This is a genomic window from Epibacterium sp. Ofav1-8, assembly GCF_022348185.1.
GTDB lineage: Bacteria > Pseudomonadota > Alphaproteobacteria > Rhodobacterales > Rhodobacteraceae > Epibacterium.
In genome coordinates, this window is the sequence record NZ_JAKRFD010000016.1 from 92,297 (window position 1) to 109,500 (window position 17,204).

At 63.2% G+C, this 17,204-nt stretch carries 16 protein-coding genes and 1 tRNA gene; 4 read left to right on the forward strand and 13 right to left on the reverse strand.

All coding sequences use genetic code 11. From position 1 onward, the window contains the following. Window positions 1-35 precede the first annotated feature (35 nt). Genes MHM97_RS20570 through MHM97_RS20585 form a run of 4 tightly spaced genes read right to left on the reverse strand, consistent with a single transcriptional unit; the run spans window position 36 to window position 3,480 of the window. The gene (locus tag MHM97_RS20570) at window positions 36-971 is read right to left on the reverse strand and encodes an alpha/beta fold hydrolase (RefSeq protein ID WP_239325086.1); all 936 of its coding nucleotides are present in this window, start codon (window positions 969-971) and stop codon (window positions 36-38) included. Next, window positions 968-1,885: an ornithine cyclodeaminase family protein gene (locus MHM97_RS20575; RefSeq protein ID WP_239325088.1), complete on the reverse strand. Its 918-nt coding sequence runs from the start codon at window positions 1,883-1,885 to the stop codon at window positions 968-970. The genes MHM97_RS20570 and MHM97_RS20575 overlap by 4 nt, the downstream gene beginning before the upstream one ends. Next, a complete protein-coding gene (locus MHM97_RS20580) occupies window positions 1,882-2,502 on the reverse strand; it encodes an HAD family hydrolase (RefSeq protein ID WP_239325090.1) in 621 nt (206 codons plus the stop codon). The genes MHM97_RS20575 and MHM97_RS20580 overlap by 4 nt, the downstream gene beginning before the upstream one ends. 15 nt (window positions 2,503-2,517) lie before the next feature. After that, complete coding sequence (locus MHM97_RS20585; protein ID WP_239325092.1) at window positions 2,518-3,480, reverse strand: DMT family transporter; 963 nt, start codon at window positions 3,478-3,480, stop codon at window positions 2,518-2,520. 459 nt (window positions 3,481-3,939) lie between these two features. On the opposite strand from MHM97_RS20585, the gene MHM97_RS20590 reads away from it, so the two are divergent. Then, on the forward strand, window positions 3,940-4,821 hold the full coding sequence (locus tag MHM97_RS20590) for an AraC family transcriptional regulator (RefSeq protein ID WP_239325094.1): 882 nt from the start codon (window positions 3,940-3,942) through the stop codon (window positions 4,819-4,821). Between the two features lie 302 nt (window positions 4,822-5,123). Here the strand turns inward: MHM97_RS20590 and MHM97_RS20595 are convergent. Further along, window positions 5,124-5,200 (reverse strand) — tRNA-Arg (locus tag MHM97_RS20595). A 124-nt stretch (window positions 5,201-5,324) separates the two neighbouring features. On the opposite strand from MHM97_RS20595, the gene MHM97_RS20600 reads away from it, so the two are divergent. After that, window positions 5,325-6,350: a LacI family DNA-binding transcriptional regulator gene (locus tag MHM97_RS20600; RefSeq protein ID WP_370645780.1), complete on the forward strand. Its 1,026-nt coding sequence runs from the start codon at window positions 5,325-5,327 to the stop codon at window positions 6,348-6,350. A 138-nt stretch (window positions 6,351-6,488) separates the two neighbouring features. Continuing rightward, window positions 6,489-7,496: a LacI family DNA-binding transcriptional regulator gene (locus MHM97_RS20605; RefSeq protein ID WP_239325096.1), complete on the forward strand. Its 1,008-nt coding sequence runs from the start codon at window positions 6,489-6,491 to the stop codon at window positions 7,494-7,496. 63 nt (window positions 7,497-7,559) lie between these two features. Here the strand turns inward: MHM97_RS20605 and MHM97_RS20610 are convergent, their stop codons facing one another. The 8 genes from MHM97_RS20610 to MHM97_RS20645 form a co-directional block, all read right to left on the reverse strand. Beyond that, window positions 7,560-8,705, reverse strand: a complete 1,146-nt coding sequence (locus MHM97_RS20610) for an iron-containing alcohol dehydrogenase (protein WP_239325098.1) — start codon at window positions 8,703-8,705, stop codon at window positions 7,560-7,562. A gap of 93 nt (window positions 8,706-8,798) precedes the next feature. Next, complete coding sequence (locus MHM97_RS20615; protein WP_239325100.1) at window positions 8,799-10,181, reverse strand: aldehyde dehydrogenase family protein; 1,383 nt, start codon at window positions 10,179-10,181, stop codon at window positions 8,799-8,801. A gap of 100 nt (window positions 10,182-10,281) precedes the next feature. Then, window positions 10,282-11,646, reverse strand: a complete 1,365-nt coding sequence (locus MHM97_RS20620; protein ID WP_239325102.1) for a glutamine synthetase family protein — start codon at window positions 11,644-11,646, stop codon at window positions 10,282-10,284. Between the two features lie 101 nt (window positions 11,647-11,747). Continuing rightward, complete coding sequence (locus tag MHM97_RS20625) at window positions 11,748-12,782, reverse strand: TRAP transporter substrate-binding protein (RefSeq protein ID WP_239325104.1); 1,035 nt, start codon at window positions 12,780-12,782, stop codon at window positions 11,748-11,750. Window positions 12,783-12,811: 29 nt separating this feature from the next. Continuing rightward, window positions 12,812-13,549, reverse strand: coding sequence for a DUF4336 domain-containing protein (locus MHM97_RS20630; RefSeq protein WP_239325106.1), 738 nt, complete (start codon window positions 13,547-13,549; stop codon window positions 12,812-12,814). Beyond that, window positions 13,539-14,858: a TRAP transporter large permease gene (locus tag MHM97_RS20635; RefSeq protein ID WP_239325108.1), complete on the reverse strand. Its 1,320-nt coding sequence runs from the start codon at window positions 14,856-14,858 to the stop codon at window positions 13,539-13,541. Before MHM97_RS20635 ends, MHM97_RS20630 begins: the two co-directional genes overlap by 11 nt. Beyond that, window positions 14,855-15,442, reverse strand: a complete 588-nt coding sequence (locus MHM97_RS20640) for a TRAP transporter small permease subunit (RefSeq protein ID WP_239325110.1) — start codon at window positions 15,440-15,442, stop codon at window positions 14,855-14,857. The genes MHM97_RS20635 and MHM97_RS20640 overlap by 4 nt, the downstream gene beginning before the upstream one ends. Beyond that, complete coding sequence (locus MHM97_RS20645; RefSeq protein ID WP_370645781.1) at window positions 15,439-16,212, reverse strand: N-formylglutamate amidohydrolase; 774 nt, start codon at window positions 16,210-16,212, stop codon at window positions 15,439-15,441. The genes MHM97_RS20640 and MHM97_RS20645 overlap by 4 nt, the downstream gene beginning before the upstream one ends. Before the next feature lie 105 nt (window positions 16,213-16,317). On the opposite strand from MHM97_RS20645, the gene MHM97_RS20650 reads away from it, so the two are divergent. After that, window positions 16,318-17,175 carry a MurR/RpiR family transcriptional regulator gene (locus tag MHM97_RS20650; protein WP_239325114.1) on the forward strand — a complete coding sequence of 286 codons (858 nt, stop codon included), beginning with the start codon at window positions 16,318-16,320 and terminating at the stop codon, window positions 17,173-17,175. The last annotated feature ends 29 nt before the right edge of the window (window positions 17,176-17,204 follow it).

Genomic DNA, 17,204 nt, shown 5'->3' on the forward strand with positions numbered 1-17,204 from the left:
GACGGGAATGACCGCAGCGTCGGCGGTGTGCCGCCTCAGGCCAAACCGCCGCGCTGGTTCTCGGCGATGATTTCGGCGACCTCGGCCGGGTGGGTGTAGACCACGCTGTGGCCGGCCCCGTCCACGACGGCCTGTTTGGCGGAGCGGTTGATCTCGGCCAGCCGCCCGATCACATGCCCGGGGATGATCCTGTCGTCGCCGCCCCAGATCGCCAGAACCGGCAGCCCCTGGCGGTGAAACAACCGGTGTTCCGGGGCAAAGTCGCCGCGCAGGATGCCGCGCATCGCCGCCAGATTGGCGGGAAAGAACCCGCGGCGGCGGGTCTGTGCGCTCTGCGCCCGGATCACCGTTGACGGGCTGCGCGGGTCGCTCAGGTGGCTCTTGATATAGCGCCGGGCCGCCATCGGATAGGTCCAGCGCAGGATCAGGTCCTGCAACCCGGGGCGGCGCTCCATGAAGCCGGCCACCGGCGTGCGCGGCGCATGCAGGCCGACCGAGGCGATCAGGATCAGCTGCCGCACACGCGGCAGGTTCTCGGCGGCAAAGGAGGTGGCGATGCAGCCCCCGGCCGAGTAGCCGATCAGGATGAAATCCTCGACCACGCCTTCATGGGCCAGCAGATCCTGCAACTGCTGGTGAAAGAAGGCGCGATCCTGCGGGCCGGTGGCATGATCCGACAGGCCGCGCCCGTAGAGATCATAGAGCAGCACCCGGTAGCCCATGTTGCCCAGCTGCTCCGCCAGGCCGGCAAACCCTTCGGAGGGGGTGGTGATCCCATGCACGCAGACCGCAACCGGGCCGCGTTCGGGACCGATCCAGCGATAATGGGTCTGCCCCTGGCTCAGCTCGGCAAAGCGGCCGGGGGCAAAGCGGCGCATCGAGTCGGTCAGCGGCTTACGCAGGGTTTCCTGCACCGAGGGCAGGAACAGGAAGCCGACAATGAGAATGGCAACAACAAGCAGCCAGATCATGCAGAGCGGGTCCAGAGGTCCAGAATATGGCGGCTGGTCATCAGGTCCAGATGCGCGCCGCCGCCGTTTTTGAAAAGCGTGATTGCAGACGGATCATAGGTCGGAAACTCCGCAAGACCATAGAAATCGGCCAGCACGTCGTCACGCTGCAGCGCGCCCGAGGCCAGCGGGATCTTGAACTCGCCAATATGGTCGAGGGTGGTGTCGAAGCTGTCGCAATAGATCTGCGCGCGCGCGAGTGCGGCGTCATCGGCCTCACGCATGTCCGGGCGATAGGCGCCAATCATGTTGAGGTGCTGGCCCGGGCGCAGCCAGTCGCCGCGGATCACCGGGTCTGTCGACATGGTGCAGGTCAGGATGATGTCGGCCGCGCCGACGGCCTGCTCCAGATCGGTGGCGACGGCGACGCCGGGATAGTCCGCTGCCAGCGCCTCGGCCTTGGCGGTGGTGCGGTTCCAGATCCGGATTTGCGCCTGCGTCCACACGGCGGAGAAGGCCTCGATCAGGCTGCCGGCCACGGTGCCGGCGCCGACGATCAGGATCTCTTGCGCCTCCGGGTTGGCCAGACGGCGCGCGCCCAGGAGGCTGTCGCCGGCGGTCTTCCACTTGGTCACCAGGTGGAAATCCACCAGCGCCTCGGGCTGGCCGGTGGCATCATCAAACAGGGTCACCGCGCCGTTGATCATCGGCAGGTCGCGGATCGGGTTGTCGGGAAAGATCATCGCCGTCTTGACCGCGATCCCAAGCCCGTCGATCCAGGCCGAGCGCGACAGCAGCGTATCCTTGCCCCGATAGAGGAAAGTGTCGTCCACCTCGGCCTTGGGGCGGCTGTGACCCTCGGCCAGCGCCTCCGTCAGCGCCCGCCAGTCCAGCAGCGCCTCGCCGTCGTCAAAGCTGATCTGCGTCAGGCTCATTGTGCCTCCTCTTCGGTCAACAGTCCTTCTTCCACCAGCCGTGCGGCCCAGGTTTCGGGGCGGTCGAACAGATGGGTTTTCCATCCGCGTACCGCGGCGGCGGTGATGTTTTCGGGCCGGTCATCGGTGAACAATAGCTCCTCCGGGCGGCGTCCGGTGCCCTGTTCCAGATGCGCGTAGATCTCCGCATCCGGTTTGATGCAGCGCAGATGCGCCGACACAAAGGCCTGATCGAATTCGCGCAGGAACGGGTAATGGGTCTGGGCGATCACAAAGGTCTCGGCGCCGAAATTCGTCAGCGCATAGACCGGCACGCCCCGGGCCTTGAGCGCCCGCAGCAGCCGCACCGAATGGGGGATCTCGGGGCTGGCCATCTCGATCCAGCTGTCATGCCAGTGGCGGATCTCCTCGGCCCACTCCGGGTGTTTCTCCGCCAGCCCGTAGATGGTGTCGCGGAACGGGTGGCCGCGGTCCACATCAAGGTTGGCGCCATGCAGGTCGACCTCCTTGAACAGCGCGGTGCGGCGGGGTTCTCCGATCAGGCGGTCAAAGAAGCGCTCCGGCTCCCACTCAAGAAGGACACGGCCAATATCAAAGACGACGGCGGTTACGGGCATGATCTATTGGCCTTTCTAGCCGGAGGAACGGGGCCGCGGGCGTGGCGGCGGGCCGGGGGTGCGGGTCTCACGCCAGAGAGAAACAAGCCCGGCGCCGATAATCAAGGCCGAGCCGAGCCAGACCGACGCATCGGGCCATTCGGCAAACACCAGTACCCCCCAAACCACAGCCAGCGGCATGGCGATATATTCAAACGGGGCGACCAATCCGGCCTCGCAGAGCCGGTACGCCTGCCCGACCAGATAGCCGCCAATGGCGCCGGAGACCCCGGCGATGGCAAAGATGCCCCACTCAACCCCCTGCGGCCAGGCCCAGGGTTTGAGCACCACATCGGTGATCGGGTGACCGGTGGCCCAGCTGCCATGGCCAAAGATCACACCGGCCAGCGCGCTGATCACCAGAAAGCCCATGTTGGGGTAGAACGACAGCGTCGCCGCCTTGTCCGAACCGCCGGCCCGGCGGGTCAGCACATGCAGGGTGGCATAGCCGCAGGACCCGAAGAACGGCAGCAGCGCATAGGGCTGAAACGCATCGGCGCCGGGTTTCACGATCACCAGGATGCCGCTGAACCCCACCACCACCGCGCCCCAGCGCCAGGGGCCGACACGTTCCTTCAGGAACAGGATCGACAGCAGGGTCACGATCAGCGGCGTGGCAAAGGCGATGGCGACCGCCTCGGCCAGCGGCAGCACCGCCAGGCCGGAAAAGAACGACAGGTTGGCAAAGGCCACGGCCGCCACCCGCATCAGATGCAGGCGCAGGTTTTGCGTGCGCAGGATCCGGTAGCCGCCTTCCATGGGCACGATGATCGCCATCAGGAGCACCAGCGCCACCGCAGAGCGGATGAACACCACCTGATAGAGCGGATAGCCTTCGGAGAGGAACTTGAAGGTGACATCGATGACGGAGAAGGCAACCGCGGCGCCAATCGCGGCGAGAATGCCCAGGACATTGGAATTGACCAAAGATGTGCTCATCCGCGCGTGCCTCCCCGGCGGTTGTCGCCGATGCGTGCCGCGGGGGCAATCATAATGACACAAAGGTACAATTTTGTCGGATGTACCGAGAGAGACGTGCCGAACGCGGCCGGTCGCGGCCACCTATCCTGATGTCGCAAGACGATTGTGCACGGACACCAGCGCCCGTGCGGTCTTGCGTCAAACGGGCCTTGCCAATGACGCATAAGCACGCACTGATCGGATGTGTGGAGGCATTGATCATGTCCGTCGTGAATGGTCGCTCAGCGGGACAAAGCAGTCGTACGATTGCGGACAGTAAAGGTCCGCTTCCAACCTCATTCCTGTCGCTCCGACCCAGAATCTCAACATTTAGTTGCCGCTGGAATGTATCGGCTCACTTCATATCAGATCCGCAAGATCGGTCGAGCGGAGTCCACATCAACGGAGCTAAATGGTAGCGCCACGATGGAGCGGACAATGACGACAACACTTCAAAACTACCACAAGCGAATGAAGCGAGCGCTAGATCATATAGATCAGCATCTCGATGATCAGCTGGACCTAGAAGCAGTAAGTGCTGTCGCAGCATTCTCGAAGTTCCATTTCCACCGGCAGTTTGCCGCGACCTTTGGGCTATCTGTGCATAGTTACGTTCAGCTTTCCCGGATGAAGCGGGCTTCATTCCGGCTGGCATACCGCGACGATCAGAGTGTCACACAGATTGCGATGGATGCCGGTTATGACGCACCCGACGCGTTCGCCCGTGCCTTTCGGCGACGGTTTGGACAGTCGCCGTCGTCGTTCCGGAACGCTCCCGATTGGGAGCCGTGGCTTGTGGCCTTCGAGGCTCTCACCAACGCGAGGAGCAAACTCATGCAACGGAAATTCAATGCAAGTGACGTAACAACCAAAGAGGTCGACTCGATCCCGGTGGCGATCATGGAGCACCGTGGACCACCGACCGAAATCGGGGCGACCATCCAACGGTTCATCGCCTGGCGAAAGGCGAACGGGCTTTCGCCGCAAACCAGCGAGACCTTCAACATCTTCCATTCCGATCCGCGAACTACGGATCCCCGCGACTATCGACTGGACTTGTGTGCAGGAACGGAACGCGTCTTTGACGCGCACGAGCAAGGTGTGGCGTCAGGGACCATTCCGGGCGGACGCTGTGCGGTACTGAGGGTCGTCGGCAATTCCGACGATCTAGAACCCGCCGCCCTCTATCTATACCGCGACTGGCTTCCGGAAAGCGGTGAGGAGGCGAGAGACTTTCCGCTCTACTGCCAACGCATCGCGTTCTTTCCAGAAGTGCCGGAACATGAGGCTGTGGCAGACCTGTTTCTGCCACTCAAATAATCTCGACCAATGGCCGCTTGTCCCATCACGTCTCCCCAAAGCGGACAGGCGGCTTACATTCAATAGGAGACTTCGGGTCATCGAGCAGCATTCGTCATTCTGGGCTCATTTGAGGCATTCGCCGCGCAGAGCGCGAAAGTCAGCTTCGCGCTTCACTCCAACTCTGCGCGGTTGCCAGAGAAAATCCAAGCCCCACACTGTGTCAGCGCAAAAAGCCCTTCACAGGATGTATGCGATAGGGTGTGCGCAGGAAAACTGCCAGAATGTGCAAGCAGATGGGTCATTGGCAGTCAGCAAGGTGTTGGCGACCCCGGCAGGGTTCGAACCTGCAACCTGCCCCTTAGGAGGGGGCTGCTCTATCCAGTTGAGCCACGGGGCCATCCAAAGGGGCGATAGCAAATAGACCCTGCAACCTCAAGCGCCACGTGGGGCCGTCCAAGAGCCATTGTGTCCTCCGGCGGGACTGGCTAACCTCAAGGCAACAAAGCAAAGAGGCCAAGCACGTGACCAACGACTCCAAGCGTCCGCTGACGCTGCGTGATGTTTCAGATGCCACCGGCGTATCGGAAATGACCGTCAGCCGTGTTCTTCGAAACCGGGGTGATGTCTCGGAAAAGACCCGGCAAAAGGTGCTGGAGGCGGCCAAGGAGCTGGGCTACGTGCCCAACAAGATCGCCGGCGCGCTGGCCTCCAAACGGGTCAATCTGGTGGCGGTCATCATTCCGTCGCTGTCCAATATGGTGTTTCCCGAGGTGCTGACGGGCATCAACCGGGTGCTGGAGGATACCGAGCTGCAACCGGTGGTCGGCGTTACCGACTATCAACCTGAAAAAGAAGAAAAAGTTCTTTATGAAATGCTGTCCTGGCGGCCCTCCGGGGTGATCATCGCCGGGCTTGAACACACCGATCCGGCGCGTGCCATGCTGGCGGCGGCGGGCATTCCGGTGGTGGAGATCATGGACACCGACGGCAAGCCGGTGGATGCGATGGTGGGCATTTCCCATCGCCGCGCGGGTCGTGAAATGGCCAAGGCGATCCTCAAGGCCGGCTATAGCCATATCGGGTTCATGGGCACCAAAATGCCGCTCGACCACCGGGCGCGCAAACGGTTCGAGGGCTTTACCGAGGCGCTCGCCAAGGAGGGGATCGAGATCGAGGATCGCGAATTCTACTCCGGGGGCTCTGCCCTGGCGAAGGGGCGCGAGATGACGCAAGCCATGCTGGAACGCTCGCCCGAGCTGGATTTCCTCTATTATTCCAACGATATGATCGGCGCTGGCGGGCTCTTGCACCTGCTGGACCAGGGCATTGATGTGCCGGGGCAGATCGGTCTTGCGGGCTTTAACGGGGTGGAGCTGCTGGCGGGGCTGCCGCGGCAGCTGGCGACCATGGATGCCTGCCGGCAGGAGATCGGTATGAAGGCGGCGCAGATCATTGCGGCGCAGCTGGAACAGCCCGATGCCGACGTGGAAAAACACGTCACGCTGACCCCGACGATTTCCTACGGGGATACGCTCAAGCGCCGCTGATCCGGGGCGGGGCCGCGCCGCCCTCGGGCGGGTTGGCCCGAACCGGCGGCAGAGACGCGGTGCGCGCGGATCTGAAGGCGCAATCGTTTACGGGCCGGTGCCGTTGGGGCATTCCGGCGCCCCTCGGAAGGTCGGGTCATGGTCAGGAAGAGCGCCACCATTCAGGATGTCGCGGTCGCGGCCGGGGTGTCCACGGCCACCGTCAGCCGCACCTTGTCGAAACCGTCGGTGGTGGCCAAGGCGACGCGAGAGGCGGTGCTGTCAGCGGTGGAGCGGACCGGCTACCGGGTCAACGCCACCGCCTCCAACCTGCGCCGACAGCGGACCGGGAGCGTGATCGCGCTGTTGCCGAACCTGGCCAATCCGTTCTTTTCACAGATCCTGGCCGGGATGAGTGCGGTTTTTCGGCAGGCTGGTTACGGGCTTCTGGTGGCGGACACCCGGGCGGAACCGGATCCGGAGGGTCGGCTGACCCACTACCTGCGGTCGGGGCTGGCCGATGGCATTGTCCTGCTGGATGGCACCCTCTCGGCCGCGTCGTTGACACGCCCCGCGCGCCCGCCTGTCGTGCTGGCTTGCGAGTGGATGCAAGAAGATCTGCCGTCGGTGCGGAGCGACAATGCCGGGGGCGGGGCGCTTGCCGTGGCGTATCTGGTCGGCATGGGGCATCGACGGATTGGCCATATCACCGGGCCGCAGGGGAACTGCCTGTCGCAGACGCGGCTTGACGGGTTTCAGGCGGCCATCACGGCGCAGGGCGCGCAGACGCGCGCGGCGTGGATCTTTGAGGGCGATTTCAGCATGGAATCCGGCGCGGCGGCAGCGCAGGCGTGGCTGGGGCTGACAGATCGCCCCAGTGCTGTGTTCTGCGCGTCGGATGAAATGGCCATCGGCTTTATGGGGGCGGTGCAGCATCGTGGCCTCCGGGTGCCGGAGGATGTGTCGCTGGTGGGCTTTGACAACATCGAAGTCGCCGGCCATCTGTCGCCGCCGCTGACCACCATCCAACAACGGCGTAGCGAGATCGGCGGCCGCGCGGCGCGGTTGCTGCTCGACATGATTGACGCGGGCAGCCTGACCGGCCCCTCCGAGACCATCGGGGTGGAGCTGATCGAGCGCGGCAGCGTCGCCCGGATCGCACCTTGAAAAAACGGCCGCACTGACAGGCAGTGCGACCGTCGCATCGGTGTTCGGGGACCGATTGTTGACTCAGAGTGCAGCTTTGAACAATTGCGACAGGTTGTCCTCGGTCAGCGTGACCGGGTTGCCACCGCAGCTGGGGTCAATGATCGCGCCCTTGACCAGCTCGGGGATGGCGTCCTCGGTGACGCCCAGCTCCGCAAGGCCGCGCGGAATGCCGAGGCTGTCGTTGAACTCCTGCACAAACGCCTTGAACCCGTCAAAGCCGCCGGCAATGCCAAGATAGGCTGCCGCCATGTCAAAGCGTTCGGCAATCTCGGAGGCGTTGAACTCCAGCACCGCGGGCATGCAGACTGCATTGGTGGTGCCGTGGTGGGTGTTGAAATGTGCGCCAATGGGGTGGCTCATGGCGTGGATCGCGCCGAGGCCCTTCTGGAAGGCGGTCGCGCCCATGGCCGCCGCAGACATCATATGCGCGCGCGCCTCGATGTCGGTGCCGTCTGCGTAGGCGCGCGGCAGGTAGTCCTTGACCAGGCGCATACCTTCAAGCGCCATGCCCTGCGACATCGGGTGGTAATGCGGCGAGGAGAAGGCCTCGACACAATGGGCAAAGGCATCAAGGCCGGTGCCGGCGGTGATGAACTTTGGCATACCCACGGTCAGCTCGGGATCGCAGATCACCACGGTAGGCAGGACCTTGGGGTGGAAGATGATCTTTTTCTGGTGGGTGACGCTGTCGGTGATGACAGAGGCGCGGCCCACCTCAGACCCGGTGCCCGCAGTGGTCGGCACTGCGATGATCGGCGCAATGGCGTCGGCATCGGCGCGGGTCCACCAGTCGCCGATGTCCTCGAAATCCCAGACCGGGCGAGTCTGGCCCGCCATGAAGGCAACCATCTTGCCCAGATCGAGACCGGAGCCGCCGCCAAAGGCGATCACACCATCATGGCCGCCGGCCTTGTAGGCCGCGACACCGGCATCGAGGTTCTTCTCGTTCGGGTTGGGATCCACCTCGGAGAACATCCCGCGACCAAGGCCGGCAGCCTCCATGATGTCGAGGGTGGATTTTGTCACGGGCAGATCCGCAAGCCCCTTGTCGGTGACCAAGAGTGGCTTCTTGATCCCGGCCTGCGCGCAGGCATCGGCCAGTTCCTTGATCCGGCCGGCGCCGAACTTGATTGCGGTCGGATACGACCAGTTTCCAATGAGAGACATCAGCATGTTCCTGTGGTGAGCCGGGGTGGGGGCGCTGCCCCCGCTTGCCCTTCGGCAAGCTCCCCCGAGATATTTTCAAGAAGTTGAAGGGCCTCAGCCCGTGACTTTTTTCAGGTGGTAGGACTTGGGGCGGGTCAGGTTGTGATAGCCGATCACCGAGAGGCCACCGCCGCGCCCGGTGTTCTTGCAGCCGGTCCAGCACAGCGCGGGGTCGAGGTAGTCGGCGCGGTTCATGAACACGGTGCCGGTCTCGATCTGGTCACCCACCGCCTGTGCGCGCTCCAGATCCTTGGTCCAGATCGAGGCGGTGAGGCCAAATTCGCTGTCGTTCATCAGCTTGATCGCTTCTTCGTCGGAAGAGACCTTCATGATGCCAACGACCGGGCCAAAGCTCTCGTCGCGCATCACCCGCATCTCATGGGTGACATTGGTCAGGATCTGCGGTGTCAGATAGGCGCCGCCATCATCGGCCTCCATCGTGGCGATATGGGCCACGGCACCCTGTTCGACCGCCTCGGCGATCTGGTCGCGCACTTCTTTGGCAAAGCGCACATTGGCCATCGGGCCGATGGTCGTCTCCGCCTCAAGCGGGTTGCCGAGCTTGTAGCCATTGACCACCGCCAGCGCCTTTTTAAGGAAGCTGTCGTAGAGGCTTTCATGCACGTAGATGCGTTCGATGCCGCAGCAGCACTGGCCGGAGTTGAACATGGCCCCGTCGATCAGCGTGTCGACCGCCGCATCCACATCGGCGTCCTCCATGACATAGCCGGGATCCTTGCCGCCCAGTTCGGTGCCGACGCCGGTGAACGTGCCTGCTGCGGCGCGCTCCATTGCCTGACCGCCGCCGACGGAGCCGGTGAAGTTCACAAAATCAAACGCCTTCTCGGCAATCAGTGCCGAGGTGGTGTCATGATCGAGGAACACATTCTTGAACACGTCCTCGGGCACGCCTGCCGCGTGGAAGGCTTTTGCCATACGCTCACCCACCAGCAGGGTCTGGGTTGCATGTTTCAGCACCACGGTGTTGCCTGCTATCAGCGCCGGAGCAACCGTATTGATCGCCGTCATGTAAGGGTAGTTCCAGGGCGCGACCACAAAAACGACGCCATGGGGAATGCGCTTGATGTAGCGTTTGAACGTCGCGTCCTCGCCAACCTCGATATCCGCCAGCGATTCAGCCGCGATCTGCGCCATATGCGATGCGCGTTCGTTGAACCCGCCAAACTCGCCGCCAAAGCGCACCGGGCGGCCCATCATATGGGCAAGCTCGGGCACGATGTCATCGTTCATCTCTCCAATGGCGGCGACACCTGCCATCACGAGGTCAATGCGCTCCTGCAGCGGACGCGCCGCCCAGGCCTTCTGTGCTGTCCGCACCGCAGCCACGTCGGCGCGGGCGGCGTCCAGATCCAGCGTCTCGCGGCTGGCGTAGACCGATCCGTCGATCGGCGAAATACAGTTCAGTGTCTTGCCCATTGGCCAACTCCTCCGGAGGCGCAGTCGCGGCCCCGTTACCTTCATCTTTTCCCAAATATCCCGGGGGTGCGGGGGCTGGCCCCCGCCTGTCCGCGCGATATCAGGCTTTCTCAAACCCGCGTGCGATCTCGTAGTCGGTCACCACGCGGTTGAACTCTTCGATCTCCCACTCCGCCGCGCGGGCGTAATGGGTGATCACCTCTTCGCCAAACGCCTCGCGCAGCATCTCGGACGCCAGAAGCGCCTCGCGCGCCTCGGGCAGGCTGCGCGGGATATGTTGCTGAGCGTCGTCGGCATAGGCGTCGCCGTTGAACGGGTCTTGCAGCTCCAGCTTTTCCTCGATCCCCTTGAGCCCGGCCGCCAGCATGGCCGCCTGTGCCAGATAGGGGTTCATGTCGGACCCCGGGACCCGGCATTCAACCCGGACGCCTTTGGTGCCGTCACCGCACAGGCGGAAGGCTGCGGTGCGGTTGTCCACCGACCAGACCACCTGCGTCGGCGCAAAGGTGCCCTTGGCAAACCGCTTGTAGCTGTTGATGTAGGGTGCCATGAAATAGGTGTAGTCCGCGGCGTATTTCAACAGCCCCGCCATATAATGATCCATCAGCCTGGATTTGCCCAGCGGTGCGCTCTCGTCAAAAAACGCATTTGCCCCATCCTTCCACAGCGACTGATGCACATGCGCGGCAGAGCCGACCCGCTCGTGGTGCCATTTGGGCAGGAAGGTCGCGGCAAAGCCCTGCTGATGCGCGATCTCCTTGATGCCGTGTTTGGCAAGCGTGTGGTGATCCGCAGTGGCCATCGCCGTGTCGTATTTGATGTTGAGCTCTTCCTGGCCGGCCTCGGCTTCGCCCTTGGAGCCTTCGACCGGGATGCCCATCGCACGCAGGTGGTTGCGGATCGGGCGCATGACCGGCTCTTCCTTCGAGGTTTGGAAGATGTGGTAGTCCTCATTGTAGTTGGAGATCGGCTGCAGGTCGCGAAACCCCGCTGCCGTGATCTCGTCGGCGGTGCCCTTAAAGAGGAAGAACTCCAGTTCCGTCGCCATCACCGGCGACAGGCCCAGCTCTGCACAGCGCGCGATCTGCGCCTTCAGCATTTCACGCGGTGCATGGGCAACCGGGGCATGGGTGTGATGGTCGATCACATCACACAGAACCATGGCGGTCCCCTCAAGCCAGGGCACCCGCCGCAGCGTCGTCAGATCCGGCTTCATGATATAGTCGCCGTAGCCGCGCTCCCAACTGGTGGAGGCATAGCCGTCGGGGGTTGCCATCGCGAGGTCGGTGGCCAGCAGGTAGTTGCAGCAGTGGGTTTCGCCCTCGGCCATTTCCAGAAAGGCCTCGGCGTGGAAGCGTTTGCCCATCAGACGGCCCTGCATGTCCACGATGCAGGTCAGAACGGTGTCGATGGCCCCGCGTTTGATGTCATCAGTGAGTGCTTCCAGAGTGAATTGGCCGGACATAGTGCGTTCCCCGTGCGGTTGGTATGCGGTGACCGGCCCCATGCGGGGCCGGTCGCTGGTCAAGACCGTGCAGGGCCATTGGCCCTGCACGGCCCGCTGGATCACCCGTAGCGATAGGGGCGGCCGGCTTTTGCCATATCGGCGTTGTACTTCTTGAAGATCTCCACGACCTTTGCCTTGGTCTCGGACTCGGCTGCGATTTCGTCCCAGAACTTCACGGCGGCGTCTTCGACCTGCTGCCATTCGGCATCCGGGATCGAGGTCAGCTTCAGCTTGTCGCCGTTGACGCGCAGGGAGGCCTCGCCGCCCCAGTACCACCACTGGCGATAGTAGTGCGACTGGTCGGTGCAGACGCGGAACAGCGTTTGCAGATCCTCGGGCAGCTCGTTCCAGCGGTCCATGTTGGCAAAGAAGCTGCCGGCCCAGGCGCCGGAGATGTTGTTGGTCAGGAAGTAGTTGGTCACATCGGCCCAGCCCACGGTGTAGTCCTCGGTGATGCCGGACCAGGCGATGCCGTCCAGCTCGCCGGTCTGCACTGCGACCTCGATGTCCTCCCAGGGCAGGGTCACGGGCACCACGCCGAACTGGCTGAGGAAGCGGCCCGCGGTGGGGAAGGTGAAGACGCGCTTGCCCTTGAGGTCCGCGAGCGAGTTGATCGGGTCCTTGGTGGCAAAGTGGCAGGGATCCCAGGACCCGGCGGAGATATGCTTGACGCCGACCTTGGAGTATTCCTCGTCCCAGATCTCGTTCAGGCCGTATTGGTTGAACAGCACCGGCACGTCCAGCGAGTAGCGCGACGCGAAGGGGAAGTAGCCGCCAAAGACGGTGACTTCGGTCGGCGACGCCATGGAGTCGTCATCGGATTGCACCGCGTCGATGGTGCCTTTTTGCAGGGCGCGGAACAATTCACCGGTGGGGACCAGCTGATCGGCGTAGAACAGTTCGATCTGCATGCGGTCGCCTGCGATCTTGTTGAACATCTGGATCGCCGGATCGATCACATGGGCGGCCAGCGCGGGACCGGCATAGGTCTGCATGCGCCAGGTGATCTTGCCCTGGGCGAGGGCGGGGGTGGCCAGCGGCGCGGCGGCGGCGCCGAGGGCGGTGGTCTTCAGGAAATTACGACGGGTTGTCATGTCTTTCAGTCTCCTCTGTCGGACTAAGTTCAATGGCTGTGAGCGCAGGGCCTCAGCCGTCTGAATCCTTCCCGGAGCCGTTGCGGTGCATTCTCGCGAAGGATGTCGCCATGCGCGAGCACGACGATCTTGGGGTGCCAGTCCAGCATGCGGGTCAGCGCGGCGCGCAGTGTGTCCCGGTTGCCGGAGAAGGACATCCAGATGTCCAGCGGCATTTTTCCGTGGGGCGCGAGAATTCCCGCAACCCAGGCAAAGGGCCGCACCCACAGGGGCAGATCCTTTGCGTGCATGTTCTCGATCAGGTCGGTGAGCACCAGCGTCTGGCTCTTCTGGTGAAAGAAGACGACCTCTGTGTGCGCCTTGCTCCCCCGAACGATAAGCTGATCGATCTCACCCGCCCAGTCTGTCGCGGGGGCGTCCTCCAGATCACCATCAAATGTGATCTCGACCTCGCGGCTTTGGGCCCGCTCCCGCACACCGGGTGACGCCCATGCCAGGGTATCCGCACAATGGCGCTGCCAGTCCGCGATATAGGCGTAGTGAATCCAATTGGGCGACACGAGGTGACGGATGGTGCCCAGCTTCTCCAGTTCGTCCGCCAATGCCTCTGTGTAGGCGATGGGCGAATGCAGGAAGAGGTCGCCATTGGCCAGCCGGATGACCGTCATCCGCGTCGGGAAAGGGATCCGGTAGAAGTCGATGGTCGGGCCATCGACGATCCAGATGTCCTCACCCAAAGGTGTCAGGAGGGGCGCGTCACTTGCCATACACGGTCTCCGGCAGCCAGAGCGCGATCTGCGGGAAGGTCATGATGATTGCCAGTGCCACCACCATGATCGCCACGAAGGGCACGATGGACCGGTAGATGTCGGTGAGCGAGATCTCCGGCGGGGCCATGGCGCGCATCAGGAACAGGTTGTAGCCGAAGGGCGGCGTCATATAAGCGATCTGGGTGGTGATCGTATAGAGCACGCCATACCAGACCAGATCAAAGCCAAGTGCCGCAACCAGAGGCACATAAAGCGGGGCGACGATCACCAGCATCGCGGTGTCATCAAGGAAGGTGCCCATGATGATGAAGCTGAGCTGCATCAGGATCAGGATCATCCAGGGATTGAGGCCGAGCTGCTCGGTGAACAGGCTGTCGATGGCCTTCACGGCCCCAAGCCCGTCGAACACCGCGCCAAAACCCAGTGCCGCGAGGATGATCCACATGAACATGCAGGAAATCGCCAGCGTGCTCTTGGTGCAGGATTCAAAGATCTTCCAGGTCATGCGCCGCTTGGCGATCGAGGCCGCCAGCGCGGTCAGCGCACCGATGGCGGAGCTTTCCACCAGCGAGGTCCAGCCGTTGACGAAGGGCACCATCATGGCGGCAAAGATCAGAAGCGGCAGCGCGCCAGCCCCGAGGAGGCGCAGTTTCTCCGCACGCGGCACCTCGTGGGCGTCTTCCATCGCGGGGCCGAGCGCCGGGTTCGCCTTGCAGCGCAGCCAGATGTAGACGATGAACAGGCCCGCCATCATCAGCCCAGGCAGCACGCCCGCAAGCCACAGTTGCCCCACCGGCTGCCGCGCGATCATCGCATAGAGCACCAGAACCACCGAGGGCGGCACCAGAATGCCGAGCGAGGACCCGGCCTGAATGACGCCGGTCACCATGGTCTTGTCATAGCCGCGCCGCAAAAGCTCGGGCAGTGCGATTGTGGCGCCGATGGCCATGCCCGCGACCGACAGGCCGTTCATCGCCGAGACCAGAACCATCAGGCCGATGGTGCCGATCGCCAGGCCGCCGTTCACCGGCCCCATCCAGACATGGAACATCTTGTAGAGGTCATCGGCGAGGCGGCTTTCGCTCAGCACGTAGCCCATGAAGATGAACATCGGCAGCGTCAGCAGCGGATACCATTTCATCAGCTTCATCGCCGCCGAGAACGGGATGTCATAGCCGCCCACGCCCCAAAGCAGGAGCGCCGCCACGGCCCCAACGGCACCGATCGCACCAAAGACGCGCTGCCCGGTGAAGAGCATCAGCATCATCGATGCAAACATGAAGATGGCGATATATTCCTGGCTCATGAGGGGCGCTCGCTTGGGATGTCGTGGCCCTTGAGGCGGGCAATGTCTTTGAAGAGTTCCGAGATGGCCTGCAGCAGCATCAGGAAGAAGCCGAAGACCATGATGGATTTGATCGGCCAGATGAAGGGGCGCCACGCGGTGGAGGCGCGCTCCATATGGCCGACCTCCTCGGCGCCGGTGATCAGCCCCCAGAAGAAGGCAAAGGGATTGTCGCCCCAATAGCCCAGGGAATAGGCCGTGGAGCCGAGGCCGCCGTAGAACAGGATCGCCAGATAGGTGATCAGCGCCAGCACGGTGAAGGCGTCAAACCAGGCTTTCCGCCGCGTCGACCAGTTGTGGTAGAACAGGTCCATGCGCACGTTCGACCCCAGCTGGATCGAATAGGGGCCGCCCAGAATGTAATAGGTGACCATGGCAAACTGGGCCATTTCCAGCGTCCAGAGCGAGGGCAGAAAGAAGGTCTTGGAGATCGAGGACCACAGGAGGATCCCCATCATCGCAAACAGCCCCCACATCATCAGGCGGCCGATGCGATAGTTCACCGCATCCACCACCCGTACATATCCCAGCATGGCTCCGATCATGCGAACCTCTCCTCCAGGGTGGCGCGAATCCAGGGCGCGAGCGCCGCGGCCCAGGTGTCCTGCTGATCCGCTGTGGCGATCAGATCGTTGCGGATCTCCAGCATCACGTTCAGCAATCCGTTGTCGCAGCCGTGCAGATCCAGCGTATGGGCGACGCCGTCGCTGGCGCTGTAGGGTTCATTCAGGCGCGTGTTCCACGGCAGGCCCTCGGGGGGATGCGCCAGCATCGCCTGCGCGAAGCGGTCATCGCGCCCGTGCAGCAGCCCCAGTTCCACCGCGCGGGTTTCGCCCTTGTAGACGGGGGTGAAGCTGTGCACCGTGACCATCAGGCGCAGCGCCGTTTTGCGGGCGGCGATCTCTGCCGCCAAAGCGGCGCGGAACGGTTCGTACACCGCTGCGACCCGCTGCGCGCGCGCCGCGTCCGAGAGGTCGCGATTGCCGGGAACGTCGAAAATCTCGGAGGTTGCGGGAATCGCAGTCGGAGACTCCGGCGGGCGGTTCAGGTCATAGACCAGGCGCGAGATGCGGCCTTCGACCAATGGTGCGCGGAGCAGATGGGCCAGCTTGCGCGCAACGCCAAGCGCGCCCGGATCCCACGCGATATGGCTGTGCCGGGCGGAGACATCGAGGCCCAGCTCGTGCAGCTCTGGGGGGATCCTGTTGGCCGCGTGTTCGCAGACCACGATCACCTCGGCCCCCGCAGCGGCGGGCGTGATGGAGTACGGGGAACCATAGGTCGGAGCGGGAGCATTCGTGTTCATGTGAAGCATGCTCTTCAGCCGGGTGCCTTCTGTCAATATGATTTCTGTAAAAATTCTTTCACGAACACTCATTCTGTAATAATATGCAAAAAAAGCCGAGCAGGAGGGCCGTGCATGCCGACGATTGCCGAGAAACTGAAAGCCCGCGAGCCGGACCTGACGCGGGCGGAGCGGCAATTGGCGGCGGCGATCCTCGACAACTACCCGATTCCCGGCCTGGGCAGCATCACGGAGCTGGCGGAGCTGGCGCAGGTGTCCACCCCGACAGTGGCGCGTATGGTGCAGAAGCTGGGGTTCTCGGGCTACCCGGAGTTTCAGCATGCCCTGCGGGCGGAGCTGCAGGAGATCATCTCCAACCCGGTGGAAAAGCGCGCCGAACAGACGCCGGATCTGCCCGAAGCGCATATGCTCAACCGTTATGCGGTGGGGGTCTACGACAATATCCGGGCCACGCTGGAAAACGTGAACCTGGAAGAATTCGACACGCTCTGCGCCTTGCTGGCCGACACCAGCCGCCGCGTGCATATCGCCGGAGGCCGACTGAGCGGTACGCTGGCGCAGACGTTCTATCTGCATTTGCAGATGATCCGAAGAGATGTCTTCATGATCCCGCCGCGGGCCTCCTGGACCCATTCGGTGCTGGATCTGCTGCCCGGCGACACGCTGATCCTGTTCGACATCCGCCGCTACGAGAATGCGACCCTGTTGTTGGCGGAAATGGCCCATGAGCGCGGCGTCGAGGTGGTGCTGTTTACCGATCAGTGGCGCTCTCCGATCCAGAAGGTGGCGACCTATACGTTTGCGGCGCGGATCGCGGTGCCCTCGGCCTGGGATTCCGGCGTGGCGCTGCTGTTGCTGGTCGAGAGCATGATCGCCAAGATCCAGGAGGATCAGTGGGAAACCGTGAAGGCGCGCACGGATGAGCTTGAGGCGGCCTTTGACCGCACGCGCCTGTTTCGCAAGTTCACCTGAGCCCTGTTCGCCGCCGCCCGCGCAGGCTA

What these genes read in the sequence shown, in the direction of transcription:
- MHM97_RS20620 (WP_239325102.1), bottom strand. Translation starts at nt 11,646, where the DNA reads ATGTCCGGCCAATTCACTCTGGAAGCACTCACTGATGACATCAAACGC.
- MHM97_RS20635 (WP_239325108.1), bottom strand. Translation starts at nt 14,858, where the DNA reads ATGAGCCAGGAATATATCGCCATCTTCATGTTTGCATCGATGATGCTG.
- MHM97_RS20645 (WP_370645781.1), bottom strand. Translation starts at nt 16,212, where the DNA reads ATGCTTCACATGAACACGAATGCTCCCGCTCCGACCTATGGTTCCCCG.
- MHM97_RS20630 (WP_239325106.1), bottom strand. Translation starts at nt 13,549, where the DNA reads ATGGCAAGTGACGCGCCCCTCCTGACACCTTTGGGTGAGGACATCTGG.
- MHM97_RS20580 (WP_239325090.1), bottom strand. Translation starts at nt 2,502, where the DNA reads ATGCCCGTAACCGCCGTCGTCTTTGATATTGGCCGTGTCCTTCTTGAG.
- MHM97_RS20625 (WP_239325104.1), bottom strand. Translation starts at nt 12,782, where the DNA reads ATGACAACCCGTCGTAATTTCCTGAAGACCACCGCCCTCGGCGCCGCC.
- MHM97_RS20575 (WP_239325088.1), bottom strand. Translation starts at nt 1,885, where the DNA reads ATGAGCCTGACGCAGATCAGCTTTGACGACGGCGAGGCGCTGCTGGAC.
- MHM97_RS20585 (WP_239325092.1), bottom strand. Translation starts at nt 3,480, where the DNA reads ATGAGCACATCTTTGGTCAATTCCAATGTCCTGGGCATTCTCGCCGCG.
- MHM97_RS20590 (WP_239325094.1), top strand. Translation starts at nt 3,940, where the DNA reads ATGACGACAACACTTCAAAACTACCACAAGCGAATGAAGCGAGCGCTA.
- MHM97_RS20615 (WP_239325100.1), bottom strand. Translation starts at nt 10,181, where the DNA reads ATGGGCAAGACACTGAACTGTATTTCGCCGATCGACGGATCGGTCTAC.
- MHM97_RS20650 (WP_239325114.1), top strand. Translation starts at nt 16,318, where the DNA reads ATGCCGACGATTGCCGAGAAACTGAAAGCCCGCGAGCCGGACCTGACG.
- MHM97_RS20570 (WP_239325086.1), bottom strand. Translation starts at nt 971, where the DNA reads ATGATCTGGCTGCTTGTTGTTGCCATTCTCATTGTCGGCTTCCTGTTC.
- MHM97_RS20605 (WP_239325096.1), top strand. Translation starts at nt 6,489, where the DNA reads ATGGTCAGGAAGAGCGCCACCATTCAGGATGTCGCGGTCGCGGCCGGG.
- MHM97_RS20640 (WP_239325110.1), bottom strand. Translation starts at nt 15,442, where the DNA reads ATGATCGGAGCCATGCTGGGATATGTACGGGTGGTGGATGCGGTGAAC.
- MHM97_RS20610 (WP_239325098.1), bottom strand. Translation starts at nt 8,705, where the DNA reads ATGTCTCTCATTGGAAACTGGTCGTATCCGACCGCAATCAAGTTCGGC.